12 protein-coding genes are annotated in these 16,427 nt (G+C 45.9%); 8 read left to right on the top strand and 4 right to left on the bottom strand.

Translation table 11 applies throughout. The features are described 5' to 3' along the window. Nucleotides 1–123: 123 nt before the first annotated feature. A complete protein-coding gene (locus tag GGE08_RS03920; RefSeq protein WP_179383577.1) occupies nt 124–2,349 on the bottom strand; it encodes a TonB-dependent receptor plug domain-containing protein in 2,226 nt (741 codons plus the stop codon). Between the two features lie 91 nt (nt 2,350–2,440). After that, a complete protein-coding gene (locus tag GGE08_RS03915) occupies nt 2,441–2,893 on the bottom strand; it encodes a hypothetical protein (RefSeq protein ID WP_179383576.1) in 453 nt (150 codons plus the stop codon). A gap of 113 nt (nt 2,894–3,006) precedes the next feature. Between GGE08_RS03915 and GGE08_RS03910 the strand changes: the two genes are divergently transcribed. Further along, a complete protein-coding gene (locus GGE08_RS03910) occupies nt 3,007–3,519 on the top strand; it encodes a DUF456 domain-containing protein (RefSeq protein WP_179383575.1) in 513 nt (170 codons plus the stop codon). Here the strand turns inward: GGE08_RS03910 and GGE08_RS03905 are convergent. Beyond that, nucleotides 3,516–4,070 carry a nitroreductase gene (locus GGE08_RS03905; RefSeq protein WP_179383574.1) on the bottom strand — a complete coding sequence of 185 codons (555 nt, stop codon included), beginning with the start codon at nt 4,068–4,070 and terminating at the stop codon, nt 3,516–3,518. The genes GGE08_RS03910 and GGE08_RS03905 overlap by 4 nt on opposite strands. A gap of 176 nt (nt 4,071–4,246) precedes the next feature. Next, a complete protein-coding gene (locus GGE08_RS03900) occupies nt 4,247–5,134 on the bottom strand; it encodes a LysR substrate-binding domain-containing protein (RefSeq protein WP_179383573.1) in 888 nt (295 codons plus the stop codon). Between the two features lie 215 nt (nt 5,135–5,349). On the opposite strand from GGE08_RS03900, the gene hutH reads away from it, so the two are divergent. The 7 genes from hutH to GGE08_RS03865 all read left to right on the top strand — a co-directional run bounded on the left by hutH (nt 5,350) and on the right by GGE08_RS03865 (nt 16,427). After that, the gene (gene hutH, locus GGE08_RS03895) at nt 5,350–6,927 is read left to right on the top strand and encodes a histidine ammonia-lyase (RefSeq protein WP_179383572.1); all 1,578 of its coding nucleotides are present in this window, start codon (nt 5,350–5,352) and stop codon (nt 6,925–6,927) included. A 1-nt stretch (nt 6,928) separates the two neighbouring features. Continuing rightward, entirely contained in the window at nt 6,929–8,155 is a 1,227-nt protein-coding gene (gene hutI, locus GGE08_RS03890) for an imidazolonepropionase (RefSeq protein WP_179383571.1), read from the top strand. Between the two features lie 10 nt (nt 8,156–8,165). Beyond that, complete coding sequence (locus tag GGE08_RS03885) at nt 8,166–10,169, top strand: urocanate hydratase (RefSeq protein ID WP_179383570.1); 2,004 nt, start codon at nt 8,166–8,168, stop codon at nt 10,167–10,169. A 4-nt stretch (nt 10,170–10,173) separates the two neighbouring features. Further along, nucleotides 10,174–11,145 carry a formimidoylglutamase gene (hutG, locus tag GGE08_RS03880; protein WP_179383569.1) on the top strand — a complete coding sequence of 324 codons (972 nt, stop codon included), beginning with the start codon at nt 10,174–10,176 and terminating at the stop codon, nt 11,143–11,145. 471 nt (nt 11,146–11,616) lie between these two features. Beyond that, on the top strand, nt 11,617–12,831 hold the full coding sequence (gene dinB / locus GGE08_RS03875) for a DNA polymerase IV (RefSeq protein ID WP_179383568.1): 1,215 nt from the start codon (nt 11,617–11,619) through the stop codon (nt 12,829–12,831). Nucleotides 12,832–13,018: 187 nt separating this feature from the next. Beyond that, nucleotides 13,019–16,018 (top strand): DNA polymerase III subunit alpha, encoded by a 3,000-nt coding sequence (locus GGE08_RS03870; protein ID WP_179383567.1) that lies wholly within the window; start codon nt 13,019–13,021, stop codon nt 16,016–16,018. Beyond that, the gene (locus tag GGE08_RS03865; protein WP_257023945.1) at nt 16,002–16,427 is read left to right on the top strand and encodes a DUF7009 family protein; all 426 of its coding nucleotides are present in this window, start codon (nt 16,002–16,004) and stop codon (nt 16,425–16,427) included. Before GGE08_RS03870 ends, GGE08_RS03865 begins: the two co-directional genes overlap by 17 nt.

Here is a 16,427-nt window from a genome sequence, read left to right as displayed (position 1 = left end):
TTATCAACGGTTTAAGGGGGCGCGGTCATATGGAGCGCAGTCGAGATGCGACACCGATATAAATCTCCAACTAAATAACCTCTCGACTGCGCTCGAGGTGACAATTTTTTACACTATCAAATATTAAAAGGTCACAGTAACCTTTCCTCTAAGATAAAAAGGGGTTCCTGGTGTAAAATGAATCTCTTCAAAAGAGTTGGACTCGTTGAACAAACGGCTTTCGGTTGCGAACTGTGTCTCGTTCCATTCGGTGTCGAACAGGTTCTCCACAATCAATCCAAAAGTCCAATTGTCGACGCTGTAATTCAGATTGGCATCTGTCACAAAATAACCTTCGGCCACTATGCTATTATCTTCATTGGCAGGTCTATCGTCAATATACCGGTAGTTTATTCCTCCAGAAAATCCTTGATTTCCTCCCACGGTCAACCCTCCTACCATGGTAAAGTCTGGCGCCAAAGGGATAAAGTCTTCTCCATCGGCTTCCTCGGTGCTGCGGGCGTGGGTGTAATTGGCATCCGTGTACAGGTAAAGCCAATCCATAGGTTGATACCTTGCTCCTACCTCAATCCCCATGCGACGGGTTTTTCCACTGGGTTCCACAATGGCGGCATCCCCTACGTACACAAATTCCTGATCTAGAAACAAGCTCCACAAGGTGGCATTTAAAACCAATTTGTCAGCTGGCTTCAAAATGGTTCCAAAATCGACTCCATAAGCGGCTGGTAGGATATCTTCCCCTCCGTTGGCTACCACCACCCGAGTATCGTTGGAGTGAAAACCAATACCGGTTTTTAAAAAGAACTGTGTTTTCGCTGTCGGACTATAAATCGTGTTGAATTTAGGGCTGAACGCTACTTTTTCTTCACTTCGGCTATCGTAAAGCTCGCTTGTCTTGTCGTTGTAATCGAATCGGAAATAATCCATGCGCAGGGCTGGTTCCAATGTAAACTTTCCCGTTTTGAAGCTGGCCCCCGCAAAGGCGTAGCCATTCATTTCATCTATATCGCCAAAAGCCAAACGTTCCAATAGTTCTTGACGGTTGAGCGTTCGGGACAATTGGTTGTCATCCACATTGTCATACCTAAAACCAACTCCTGCATTGTATTTAAATTCCATACCACCCAAATTGGCCGAATTATCCTGGAAAACAGTTTTGGCGCCTGCCATCAGCCTATCTTCAAATTGCCTAATCTGATCTCCGTTCACAGGATCTTCCAGGAAAAAGGTGAAGTTGGAGTAAAGTTCAAAATCGTAATGGGAAACAAAAGCCGTAGTGTTTAAGGATTTTCCTATTCCCATATTTTTACTGTGGTTCAAAACGAAATTGGTCCGGCTCGTTTGTCCGCCCTCGGTATCGTCAATAGCACCAAATCGGCTTATCAATCCCTGGTCCACGGCACGTTGCGGTATTTGTCCCGAAGCATCCCATCTACTCGAAAAATGTGAAGCTGTCAACAGCAATTCTTGGTCACCTGGCAGCGCATAGCGATACCTTCCCATAACATTGATACGATTAAAATTTTGCGGTGATTCGAACGGGCCGTCCGTCAGATACAGTTCCGAGGCCACATAGGCGTTGCTGTTTTGGTTGTCCATGAGATTGAGCATGCCCACAAATCTGCGCGTGCCAAACTGTCCCACTTCGGTGGATATCATACTTTTATCCAAACTCTTTCTGAGTTTTAGGTCTACATAGCCAGCGGTATTAAAGTTTCCTTGTTCCGCATAGTAGGGCCCTTTTCCAAAATTTACGTTTTCGATGGTCTCTGGTATCACAAAATGGAGGTCCGCATATCCCTGTCCGTGGGCGTGCGATACCATATTTACTGGCATGCCGTCCACATTGATGGCCACATCGGTCCCGTGGTCCACATCAAAACCTCGCAGGAATATTTGCTCTGCCTTTCCGCCACCAGCATGTTGTCCAATGATCAGGCCAGGCACCTTTCTTAGGATTTCCTGTGATGATTTTACAGGATCTGTCTTTACATCCACATCCACAACCCTACTCAAGGCATCTACCTCTGATACCAACACCACTTGGTCCAATGAAATGGAACTTTCTTCCATCACAATGGTCAATGGGTTTTGTAAATCTGCTTTATCTATCACTTTAGTGAGTGTGGCATATCCTAATCTGGAAAAGTAAATGGTATCGTTTACCGATGTGTTGTTGAGAACAAAATAGCCTGTCCCATCGGTATGGCTATGTTGCCCGCTGGTTTTGTTGAAAATACCGGCATCTTCTATTGGGGAACCAACTTGATTCACAAGTTGTCCCTGTACGTTTTGCGCAGCGATTGTACCCATGCAAAGCATGGACAATGCCGCCATAAAATATTTCATGTCGTTGTAATTAAATTTGTGTGGTGATTAAAATTTGGCAATAAGGGACTAGACCAGTTTCAATAGGAAATAAAACTGATAATAAAGTGGTCTAGTTTAGGTGCTGATCATGCTGGGGAGGAGGCGTGTTTACCGTTTGATACCACGCAAGCGCACCATCTTGATATCCCCAACACACATTTTTAACTTCAAGCTCCTGTAGGTTGGATTCGGTACGACTTGCAACGGTAAAATGTTTATCCAATTTTAGGTTCTTATTTTCGGGCATTTCCTGTTTATCGGATGGACTGTTTTGCAATAATTCCTTCAATGCCTCCAAAGCTTCGTGCGAGTGTCCGGCCATGGCCTCCAAGGAAGAATAGTCAATGGCTTTGTGTTCCGAAGTAAAGTTATGATGATGGGTTCTAGGGGATAACGCGTGGGAAACCTCGTGAAGGGTTTCCAATACAACAGTATTAAACAGTCCCAATAAATAAAACAGGCACATTAGGGTACATCCTATTCGGACCAAACCTTTTTCCGTATGTGCGTTTCTCGATTCCACAACCTTTTATATTCTGTTTCAAATGTACCTACGGAAAAATTAGGGACAGGGTTTTATTTTGATTTTGTTTGTAACAATTGTCGGCTACATTTGTCTAATATGAAAACACGACCATGGACATTGCTCTCCTTATTTTAGGCTTTCTGCTGATGCTGGTGGGGATACTGGGTAGCTTTTTGCCCGTATTGCCAGGACCTCCCATTAGCTGGGTGGGCCTACTACTGCTCTATTTGACCAAAGCCGTTCCGGATAACTGGTGGGTTCTGGGAGTAACCTTTGTGATCGCCATTGCCATTACCGTTTTGGACTATGTGATACCCGCCATGGGCACCAAACGCTTTGGTGGCAGTAAAGCAGGGATGTGGGGCACGATTGTAGGACTTCTGGTTGCCTTGGTTGTTCCCATATTTGGTCCATTGGGTATTATCATTTGGCCATTTATTGGTGCTTTGGTCGGTGAATTACTGAACAAAGCCAATAAAAAAACCGCCATGAAGGCGGCTTTCGGTTCATTTTTAGGGTTTTTGACCGGTACTTTTATGAAGTTTGTGGTAACTGCCCTGTACGCTGTTTTTTACGTATACATCACCATCAAATACGCAGGCGACCTGTTTACGTTTAGTTAGTCAAACCACCCCACTTTATCAGCGATGGGTGTTCTTGCAGAAGGAATCACTTCTCCATCAAAATAACCCATATAGAAAAAGCCTAAACACTTTTCGCCTTCATTTAGGTCAAAAAACTCATCCATGTATTTAATGAGTCCGGGCGACGACCAATAACTGCCAATACCCAATTCGGTGCAACACAACCACATATTTTGCACCGCCATGGCCGTTGAGGCGATTTCCTCCCATTCTGGAAGGCTTTCCTTAGGGTCACGTTGCATGCAAATGGCAATCACTGCAGCGGAACGTGCAGGGTTCTCTTTTAATTTGTTTATAGTGGTCTGTTTTGGTTTTGGGTCCACTTCCTGATACTTTTCGGAAAGGAATACCCCCATTTCATCCTTCTTTGTACCGGTTAACACCTTAAAGCGCCAAGGTTCCGTTTTTTTATGGGTAGGTGCCCAGTTGGCCGCTTCCAAAATCTTTTCCAAGATCTCTTTAGCGATGGGCTTATCTACGTATTGTGGAGGAAAAATACTTCTTCGCTCCTTAATTAATTCAAAAATCATACTTGTAAAAATTGATTTTTATTTATTCAAAAGCTGATTGCAAACAAAACGTCAGTTCGAGCGCAGTCGAGAACTACTTAGCAGTTGAAACGCTAATTCTCAATACAATTTTCTTCGCTTCACTCCAGAAATCACTCGAATTGACAAATCCAAAGTTACACCCCAAAATATTCACATCATAATTTATTGAGCAAGTCCATACATTTTTGGAGCGCAGGGTTCCGATTATCCGTTTTCCAGACCATGCTCAACACGGCCCTTTGCTTTATAGTTTCCATTTCGATAAACTTTACCTTCATTTGGAATCCATATTGAAGCGTAGTCGGTACAATGGCGATACCCAGTTTGTTCTCCACTAATTTAAAAATGGTCTGCGCATGCACCGATTTATGGGAAACCCGGGGCACAAAACCGCTATCCTCGCAAATACTGAGCACCGTATCATAGTACATGGGACTATAATCTTGGGAAAACAGTATAAAATCCTCATCCGCCACCTGATGGATACCCATAAAATTGGATTCATCCAAAGGATGATTCTCCGGCAATACCAAGGAAAAGGTATCCTCAAAAACAGGTTTAACCTCGAGTCCTCTGGGGACACGCGACAATCGGACAAAGCCCAAATCCAAACGGTCAGCCAAAATAGCATTGATCTGTGCCCGATTGGAAAGCTCCTCCAAAGTAGTGTGCACGGTGGGAAACTTTTCCTTTAACTGAAGCAATAGATTCGGCACAACATTTTGCATGGCCGAACCCAAAAAACCGATTCGCACTTCCCCTAACTGTCCCTCTCCAATGAGTTTGACTTGCTTTTTGGTCTGTTCCAGATGATTCAGGATGAATTCCACCTCCTTTTTCAAAAACTCACCTGCTGGGGTCAGGCTGACTTTCTTCTTGTCCCTTACAAACAGTTGAGTGTCCAATATTTCCTCCATCTGTTTGATTTGGGTACTCAAACCAGGCTGAGAAATAAATAGCTTTTCGGCAGCTTTCCGATAGTGAAGCTCTTCGGCCACGGCCAAAAAATAGATGAAATGTCGAAGCTCTATTTGATAATTCATACTTATTGATTATTACAAAAATAAGTATTGGCAATTATTAAACCTAATTGATACTTTTGAATAACCGCGATTAATCATGCCTCAATATCACTTCGAGCGCAGTCGAGAAGTTATTGAACTTAGATTCCTAAAAAAGGTCTCGACTGCGCTCGACCTGACATCTTTTAATTCATGGGAGTATCGCGGACAATCAGTTAGTAATCTAATCTAAAAATATGGCGACAGACCGAACATTTCACTTTGGCGAAGACCATTTGACCGCGAGTATAGCTTTGGGCTTGGCCCATGGCACCATAAAAGGTGTTTTCTCCAAGGAATGCCTCAAAAATGTGAATGCAAGTTACCAACGGGTGCAACGTATCGTGGAAAAAGGCGATACGGTGTACGGCATCAATACAGGTTTTGGTCCTTTGTGCAACACCAAAATTTCCAAAGCGGACACCAAAATCCTTCAATCCAATATACTGAAAAGTCACAGCGTAGGCGTCGGGGAACCCATTTCCACGGAATTGGCCAAAATCATGTTGATTCTAAAAATCCATGCCTTGGCCAAGGGCTATTCAGGCATCGCTGAAACCACCCTGCAACGCATGCTTTGGCATTTGGAAAACGATGCCATTCCCGTGGTGCCATCCCAAGGTTCGGTCGGGGCTTCTGGCGATTTGGCGCCCCTATCCCATTTGTTTTTACCATTAATTGGTTTGGGTAAGGTGGAATACCAAGGTGAAACCATCCCAACACAAGAATTATTTCAACAAACAGGGTTGCAACCCTTGGAATTGGGTCCAAAAGAAGGTCTCGCCTTGATCAACGGCACCCAATTTATCGCAGCCCACGGGGTGTTGGTCCTTCATAAATTGCAACGCTGTCTGCGTCAAGCCGATATTGTCGGTGCCATGATGCTCGAAGGACTGCAAGGTTCCATGAAGCCTTTTTTTGAAGAATTGCATGAACTACGGCCCTTCAAAGGCAATCAGCACGTAGCAGGCAGGATACGCACCCTGCTCCAAGGTTCCGAGATCTTGGAAGACCATATCGATTGCGAACGGGTGCAAGACCCCTACTCCCTTCGTTGTATGCCTCAAGTGCATGGCGCTTCGCGAAATGCTTGGCTTCACCTGAAAGAGCTATTGGAAATCGAGCTCAACTCGGTCACCGACAATCCCGTCATTGTCAATGATGAATTGACCATCAGCGGGGGCAATTTCCACGGACAGCCCTTGGCCATGGCCTTGGATTATGCAGCTTTGGCAGCTTCGGAAATCGGAAACATCTCCGACCGACGCATCTACTTGGCCCTGGAAGGCAATAGCCCTGGTGTTCCCAAATTATTGATGAAGGATACGGGCATCAATTCGGGCTATATGATCTTGCAGTACACCTCCGCTGCTTTGGCCAGCGAGAACAAAAGCCTTTGCTTTCCTGCCAGTGCGGACAGTATCCCAACCTCTTTGGGACAGGAAGACCATGTGAGCATGGGTTCCATCAGCGGTAGAAAAGCGCTCAACATTATTGGGAATGTAGAGAAAATCCTCGCCATTGAATTGTTGACGGCAGCACAGGCCTTTGAATACAGAAAACCTTTAAAATCGGGCATTCTGTTGGATGAAATCCATACCTTCCTGAGAACCAAGGTGGCTTTTGCCGAAAACGACCGTGTCTTTGCCGATGACATCGAAAAAGGAATCGAAATCATCCAAAACGGTGAAATCATTGATTTGGTAGACCGTGTGATGGATGAAAAACAACTGAAGTGGAATACGCCACACCTTGATGAATTTGAAACATACTAGCATGAACAGACCACTATTGATAGGCCCCTTTGCCCAATTACTTCCCATGACAGGACTCCCCTTAAAAGGAGCGCTCAAAGATGAGCAACTGCCCATCATTGAACGTGGGGGTATTTTGGTTTCCGAAGGAAAAATACGCAAAGTCGGTGTTTTTGACGAGTTGAAATCCGATGATGTCGACATCCACCACATTGAAGGAGATCATGTTTGTTTGCCCGGCTTTGTAGACTCGCACACCCATATTTGTTTTGGCGGAACCCGTGCCCGAGATTATGCTTACCGAAATGCAGGAAAGACCTATTGGGAGATTGCCAAGGCCGGTGGCGGTATCTGGGATACGGTGACCCAGACCCGAAAGGCATCACAACAAGAATTGGTAGAAGGGATTCTTGCCAGAAGCGCAAAGCATCTCAAAAACGGCGTTACCACCATAGAAGTAAAAAGCGGGTACGGCCTTTCCGTGGATGAAGAATTGAAAATGCTCCGCGCTATCCAGCAGGCCAATGCAACCTCAACTGCTACATTGATCCCAACTTGTTTGGCTGCCCACATGAAACCCAAAGATTGGCATCAGGAGAAGGAGTATTTGGACGTTATCATTCATGAATTGTTCCCGATGATCAAAGCAGAAAACTTGGCTCGCCGGGTGGATGCCTTTGTGGAGGAAAGTGCTTTTTCCCCTGAAGAAATCAGACCTTATTTCCAAAAGGCGAAAGAAATGGGATTCGACATTACCGTGCACGCCGACCAATTTACCACAGGAGGTAGTCAAGTAGCTGTGGACTTTGATGCCGTAAGCGCCGACCATTTGGAGGTCAGCACCGAAAAAGAGATTCAATTGCTGGCCAAGAGCAATACCATAGCCACAGCCTTGCCCGGAGCGTCCATCGGTTTGGGATGTGCTTACACCCCTGCCCGCAAAATTTTGGATGCAGGCGGTGCTTTGTCCATTGCCAGTGACCACAATCCAGGGTCCGCACCTATGGGCGACCTGTTGACCCAAGCCAGTATTTTGGGCACCTTTGAAAAACTCTCGAACACCGAAGTTTTGGCAGGTATCACATACAGGGCTGCTGCGGCCCTGCGTTTGACAGACCGGGGCAAACTGGAGGCTGGAGCAGTAGCTGACTTTGTAATCTTCCCGACAGCTAATTATCAAGAAATCACCTATCACCAAGGGCAATTAAAGCCTAGTGAAGTTTGGAAAAAAGGAACGCCCATCCACTAAAAATTGAATTATGACCGAATTTCAGCAACAGATATCACAAGGCCTACCTGAAGAGCTTCCACCTAGAAAGGCATATCCAAAAAACGGCAACCCTGCCCCAAAACGGAAGGATATCCTTTCCAAAGAGGAGAAAAAATTGGCCGTACAGAATGCGCTACGCTATTTTCCCGAGGCTTGGCACAAGGAACTGGCCCCAGAATTTTCGGAGGAGCTAAAAACCTATGGTCGCATCTACATGCATCGGTTCAAACCCGATTATGAAATGTATGCACGGCCCATTTCGGAATACCCTGCCAAAACACATCAGGCGGCAGCCATCATGCTCATGATCCAAAACAATTTGGACCCTGCTGTGGCCCAGCATCCCGAAGAATTGATCACTTATGGGGGCAATGGAGCAGTTTTTCAAAATTGGGCACAGTACCTGCTCACCATGAAATATTTGGCGGAAATGACCGAGGAACAGACCCTGCACATGTATTCCGGGCATCCGATGGGACTTTTTCCATCCTCCAAGGAAGCGCCAAGGGTCGTGGTCACCAACGGGATGATGATTCCCAACTACTCCCAACCCGATGATTGGGAAAAATACAATGCACTTGGTGTGACACAATACGGACAGATGACGGCAGGTTCCTACATGTACATTGGCCCACAAGGCATTGTTCACGGAACGGCTATCACCGTTATGAACGCTTTTCGGAAAGTATTGAAGCCAAACGAATCGCCCGAAGGCAAGATTTTTTTGACCGCTGGACTTGGAGGAATGAGCGGTGCACAACCCAAAGCAGGAAATATTGCCGGGGGCATCACCATCTGTGCCGAAGTCAACCCCGAAGCTGCCAAAAAACGACACGAACAAGGTTGGGTGGATGAATTATTGGCCGATTTGGACCTGTTGGTTGTTCGCACCAAAGAGGCCGTGGCAAATAAGGAAGTGGTTTCCTTGGCTTACATTGGCAATGTGGTGGATGTTTGGGAACGGTTTGATGAGGAAAATATTTTTGTTCATCTGGGTTCCGACCAAACCTCCTTGCACAATCCTTGGGCAGGCGGTTATTACCCAGCAGGACTCTCTTTTGAAGCATCCAACGCCTTAATGGTGGAAAATCCGAAAGTGTTCAAAGAGAAAGTACAGGAATCGTTGCGAAGACAGATCAATGCCATCAACAAACACACGGCCAAAGGCACCTACTTCTTTGATTACGGCAATGCCTTTCTATTGGAAGTTTCCCGTGCGGGCGGTGATGTAATGGCCAAAAACAACATTGATTTCAGATATCCGTCTTACGTTCAGGATATTTTGGGACCCATGTGTTTTGATTACGGATTTGGCCCCTTCCGATGGGTCTGCACTTCGGGCAATCCGGAAGACCTTCAAAAAACGGATGCCATTGCCCTTGAAGTGATGAAAAAGATAAAATCCGAAGCGCCCGAAGAAATCCAACAGCAAATGCAGGACAATATCAAATGGATTTCGGAAGCGGAACAGAACAAATTGGTGGTAGGTTCGCAAGCTCGAATCCTCTATGCCGATGCCGAGGGGCGAAGCAAGATTGCAGATGCCTTCAATACGGCCATTGCCAAGGGGGAAATCAGTGCTCCTGTAGTTTTGGGACGCGACCATCACGATGTAAGCGGGACAGATTCGCCCTTTCGAGAAACCAGCAACATTTACGATGGCAGCAAATTTACCGCCGATATGGCCATTCAGAATGTGATTGGCGACAGCTTTAGGGGAGCCACGTGGGTGTCCATCCATAATGGTGGCGGCGTAGGATGGGGCGAAGTGATCAATGGCGGATTTGGCATGGTGCTCGATGGTTCCAAAGAGGCATCAAACCGATTAAAGAAAATGCTGTTTTTTGATGTGAACAATGGGATTTCCCGAAGAAGTTGGGCAAGGAACAAAGAAGCCCGTTTTGCCATTGAACGAGAAATGGAACGCACCCCAAATTTAAAGGTAACTTTGCCCTATCTTGTGGAGACCGATATGTTGGACGACCTTTTTTAATGTGATGAAACACTACACTCCCCCGAAAAAAGACCTTTGGACCGGAAGAATCTCCAATAAGTGGCTGTATTTGCACGAAAAAGTGCATTGCACCCCCTTGGAAGAGCTTCCAGAGGCACAGAAAAAATCCATTGCCCTATTGGGTTATGCCTGCGACGAGGGCGTACGCCGAAACCAAGGTCGTGTCGGAGCTGTTGAGGGGCCCGATGTCATCAAAAGCAGTTTGTCCAAAATGCCCAACCATTTGGGGAGCAATGTGCTTTTGCACGATGTTGGTTCGGTGGTTTGCAGCGATGGCGACATGGAGTCTGCCCAAAATCAGCTTACCGAAGCTGTCAAGACCTTATTGGAGAAAAAACAGTTCCCTATTGTTTTAGGGGGCGGACACGATATGGCCTATGGCCATTATAACGGCATCAAAAAGTATCTGGACGCCAAAAAAGAAGGACAGACCATCGGCATCATCAATTTTGATGCACATTTTGATTTGCGGAAAAACACGGAGCAAAGTAACTCGGGTACCCCGTTTTATCAGATAGCGAAAGACTGCGAAAAAGAAGGCCTTGATTTTAATTACCTCTGCCTCGGCATCCGAAAAGATGCCAATGATAGAAGTCTTTTTCAAACGGCTAGAGATCTGGATGTCATTTATGTGATGAACGACACCTTCCAAATTCCCTTATTGGAAGAAATTACCACTTGGATCAATGCTTTTGCCAAAAATGTGGACCATATTTATGTGACCATCGATTTGGATGGGTTCTCTTCTGCCTACGCACCCGGGGTTAGTGCCCCTTCCCCCATGGGCTTTAGCCCATATATGGTTTTGGAATGTTTAAAAACGATTATCGGCTCTGGAAAATTGATCAGTCTGGATATTGCCGAGATGAACCCGAAATATGATATCGATGGGCAAACGGCAAAATTGGCCGCTTCGCTGGTACATCATGTGGCGCATGCTGTTTCGGGAAGTTGACGATACTTATTGGTCATTCCGAGCCAAGCAAAAAATCTTATAGGGCGACAAAGTGTGGTTTGACACAAATTGCACAAATTACCAAAAATGCTTTGTTATTTGTCAGGTCGAGCGCAGTCGAGACCTTTGGCAAAGAGACTTCTCGACTGCGCCCGAAGTGACATTATCACCCAATTCATTAGGAAAGGATTCTGCTTTTTAGCGGAATTTGTTCGACCTAGCATTTTGAACAAGTTCAAAACTGGGTCTCACGAACAAAAAAAGCCTTCCAAAAGGAAAGCCTTTCATTGGCGAGCATCGGTTTGATGCTTCAACCTGATTCCAATCGTCGCGACTGAAATCCAACACAACGGTACAAAGATAGGATGATTTTTCGGAAAAAATAACAGCACGGGTTGTTGATATTTATTTTTTGGAATATTTCCATTTTATAGGAATATTTCCATAATTTAGCTTTCCTTCAACTGAACAATGGAAAAGACGATTTTGCATCTTGACTTGGATACTTTTTATGTGTCCGTGGAGCGCATCATCAATACAGAGCTTAAAAACAAGCCCTTATTGGTGGGCGGCACCAGCGACCGTGGCGTAGTGGCGGCTTGCAGTTACGAGACCCGTGGTTTTGGTGTGCATTCCGGCATGCCCATGAAAATGGCCAAGGAGCTTTGTCCCGAAGCCGTGGTCATTCGTGGAAATGCAGGTACTTACAGCAAATATTCGGATGTGGTCACGGAGATTATCAAAGAACACGTACCCGTTTTCGAAAAGTCGAGCATTGACGAGTTTTACGCCGACCTCTCGGGGATGGACCGTTTTTTTGGTTGCTACAAATACGCCACGGAAATGCGCCAGAAAATCATTCGGGAAACGGGACTGCCCATTTCGTTTGGGTTATCGGTGAACAAAGTGGTTTCCAAAGTGGCCACCAACGAAGCCAAACCCAACAATCAGCTCAAAATCGATTTTGGTCTGGAAAAGCCTTTTTTGGCCCCACTTTCCATCAAAAAAATACCCATGGTGGGCGATAAAACCTATCAAACCCTTCGAAACTTGGGCATACGGCAGGTAAAGACCATTCAAGATATGCCCATGGACATTATGCAAAGGGTATTGGGTGCTAACGGTAGACTCATCTGGAAACGGGCCAATGGGATAGACAACACCCCCGTAATCCCATTCCACGATAGAAAATCCATTTCCAACGAACGGACTTTTGACCGAGACACCATCGACGTCATCAAACTAAGGGGTATTTTGATTGCCATGACCGAAAATCTGGCCTACCAACTGCGAAGGGGCGATAAATTAACGGCCTGTATCGCGGTAAAGATTCGATATTCCGATTTCAACACCTATTCCAAGCAATCCCGTATTCCGTACACGAGTGCGGATCATGTGCTCATCCCAAAAATATTGGAGCTGTTCGACTCGCTGTACAACAAACGGATGCTGGTCCGCCTCATCGGGATTCGATTCAGTCATTTGGTCTCGGGCAATTATCAAATCAACCTTTTTGAGGACACCGAAGAAACCCTGAGCCTATACAAGGCCATGGATCATGTTCGAAACCGATTTGGATGCCGGAGCGTGGTTCGCGCGTCTGCCATGGGCGCAAAGACCATTGGGAGCATGCACAACCCTTTTAATGGGGAACCGCCCGTGGTTTTGGCACATCGAAAACAGTAATCAGACTTGAGACCGCTATGCTGTCAGACACAAGATACAAGACGGCTCTCTGGATGCAAGCTAAGTTTAAATCTAGAGGTTTTTACAAGTCGGTCTCGTATCTCGACTACGCCTGTCTGCCGACAAAGGCAGGCTCGATATGACAGTCAAACCTGATAATTGGACATTGATAATTGATAACTGACAATTGTATTTAAACTGCCACACATATTACAGTTTACGGTTCGGGACTTTCTCGGAGGTGGAGCTATTGCAATTGGCAAAGCAGAACCATGTGACCCAACTGGTGCTTACGGACATCAACAATACCTCAGCGGGATTGAATTTTGTTCGGAAGGCACCGGAATTTGGCATCAAACCCATTCTGGGTATCGATTTTAGGAATGGAGTGCTCCCCTGCTTTATCGGGATTGCCAAAAACAACGAAGGGTATCTGGAACTGAACGATTTTTTGTCCCAACACCTTCATGATGGTTCAAAGATTCCCGATCGGGCACCAGCTTTTAAGAATGCGTTTGTGGTATATCCGTTTGAACAGGTGCTGCTCAATGAGCTCGACCTTTTTCAGGAACATGAGTTTGTGGGTATCTCCATTAAGGACTTGCGAAGGCTTCCCTTTTCCAAATTGGCATCGCTCACCCATAAATTGGTGGTGCAGCAGCCAGTTACATTTCGGAACAAACAGGATTTTAATGCCCATCGATTGCTCAGGGCCATCGACAACAACGTACTGCTGAGCAAACTTCCAAAGGAAGAGGAGGCCCACGAGGAAGAAAAAATGTATCCCGTCCAGAATCTGGCTGCTGCGTTTTCCGAGTTCCCTTTTATTCTGGAAAACACAGAAAAACTACTCAACAAGTGCAGCATCCATTTTGATTTTTCCAAAGACAGAAAGCCCCAAAACCTAAAAACATTTTTGGGCAGCGTGGAAGAAGATGAACAACTCTTGGACCAACTCTGTGCCGAAGGACTCCCCTATCGATATGAAGAAGTCAACGACTCCATCAAAAGTCGCTTGGACAAGGAATTGGAACTCATCAAAAAAATGGGTTTTGTTTCCTACTTTTTGATCAATTGGGATATTGTTTCCGAAGCAAGACGAAGAGGTTTCTTTTATGTAGGCCGAGGCAGTGGTGCCAACAGCATCGTTGCTTACTTGCTCCGCATCACAGACGTGGACCCTATGGAGCTCGACCTGTATTTTGAGCGATTCATCAACCTCTACCGGGCCAATCCGCCCGACTTTGACATTGATTTTTCGTGGAAAGATCGCCCTGCCATGACCGAATACATCTTCGAGCGCTTTGAACACGTGGCCCTGCTCGGCACCTATGTCACTTTTAAGGAGCGGGGCGTTATCCGCGAATTGGGCAAAGTGTTCGGACTCCCGCCACAGGACATTGATTTTTTGCTGGCGGGAAGATATGATTTTGATCAACTGGACCATGTGTCCAAACTCGTACTGAAATATGGCAGCTTGCTCAAGGGCAAACCCAATTATTTGAGCATTCACGCTGGCGGAATTTTGATCAGCGACAAACCTTTACATTGGTTTTCGGCTACCCATTTACCGCCAAAGGGATTTCCCACTACCCAATATGATATGGTCATCGCCGAAGATGTTGGCCTGTACAAGTTTGATATTCTGGGGCAGCGTGGTTTGGGCAAAATCAAGGAAGCGTTGGAGATTGTTGCTTACAATCAACCTGAAAAATATGGCGATATCGACATCCATGACATCAAAGGGTTTAAAAAAGACCCTGTGATCAACAACTTGATCAAGACCGCACAATGCATGGGCTGTTTTTATGTGGAATCGCCGGCCATGCGCATGCTGCTCAAAAAACTTCAAGTTGATAACTATTTGGGTTTGGTGGCCGCCAGTTCTATCATCCGTCCCGGTGTGGCCAAAAGCGGGATGATGCGGGAATATATTCTGCGCCATCGCAATAAGGGCCGAACTGAGGAAAAGGCTCATCCCGTGATGTTGGAGATTATGCCGGACACCTACGGGGTGATGGTCTACCAAGAAGATGTGATCAAAGTGGCCCATCATTTTGCCGGTCTGGACCTTGGTGAGGCCGATGTACTCCGCAGGGGCATGAGCGGCAAGTTTCGTTCGCGGGAGGAGTTCCAAAAGGTACAGGACAAGTTCATTTCCAATTGCAGGAAGAAAGGGTACGCGGAATCCCTCATCTCCGAAATTTGGAACCAAGTGGCCAGCTTTGCAGGCTATGCTTTTGCCAAAGGGCACTCTGCATCCTATGCCGTGGAGAGCTATCAAAGCCTATTTTTGAGAGCCTATTTTCCCTTGGAATACATGGTGGCCGTGCTCAATAATGGAGGTGGGTTCTACCGTTCGGAATTCTACGTGCACGATGCCCGTATGATGGGTGCGACCATTCATCCGCCCTGTGTGAACAAAAGCATGATTGTCAACCGTATTTATGGCAAGCACATTTATTTGGGAATGATGTATCTCCGTGACCTGGAGAGCAGGGTCATGGAACGCATCCTAAAAGAGCGGATGCTCCACGGAAGTTTTTCCTCTTTGGAAGACTTCTTGGATCGCGTGTTCATCCGAATGGAGCAACTTTCCATCCTCATCCGTATCGATGCGTTTCGGTTTACGGGCATCAACAAGCACGAACTGCTCTGGAAAGCTCACTTGATGCTCTCCAAGAACGACCGATTGGAACACCCGAAGCTTTTTCCGCCAAGACATCAAAAATTTCAGATGCCCCAGCTCAACACGACAACATTGGAGACCGCCTTTGAACAATGGGAACTTTTGGGCTTCTGTCTCTGCAGCCCTTTTGAACTATTGGAAGAACCACCGAAAAACAGCAACGGACAAAAAGATTTGGAGCGACACCTCAATAAGTACATCGATATTTATGGGTATTTGGTCACGGTAAAAAACACCTCCACCCATCACGGCAAACGCATGCACTTTGCCACTTTGGTAGACCAGCACGGCGAAGTCTTCGATACGGTACTCTTTCCGCCCGTTGCCGCCAAATACTATTTTAGGGGCAAGGGCATTTACCGATTTTATGGTAAAGTCGTGGAAGAATTTGGGTTCCTGAGCATTGAGGTCATCAAAATGAAAAAAGAAAACTACGTACAGGACCCTAGATATGCCGATATGAGAATGAGCAAAAAGCTATTTGATTCGAAGAAGTGAACGGAATACCGTAACTTACGAGGACGAATTATTCCAATACATGAAAATCAGAATCAAAGGGAATTCCATACGGTTTAGATTGACCCAAAGTGAGGTAAAACAGTTATCCGAAACAGGTTCGATAAGGGAAACCACCGAATTTGGCCCCAACACTTTTCACTACCAAGTCAAGCTTAGACCGTCCATCAAAAATTTAGAGGCTTCTTACTCCCATGATGAAATCGTAATGACGGTACCAGAAGCAGATGGAAAAAATTGGTTCCACGAAAATACGGTCGGTTTTGAACATGAAATGACTCTTCCCAAAGGGAAAAAGCTGCATCTGTTATTGGAAAAAGACTTCACTTGTCTTGAGAACCGGGCGGAAGACCAATCGGACAACTATCCCAATCCAAAATTGCAACACTGA

Source organism: Allomuricauda sp. ARW1Y1, from assembly GCF_013407935.1.
Lineage (GTDB): Bacteria > Bacteroidota > Bacteroidia > Flavobacteriales > Flavobacteriaceae > Flagellimonas.
The sequence above is the reverse complement of the archived record's forward strand: the minus strand, read 5'-3'. Positions and strand labels throughout refer to the sequence as shown.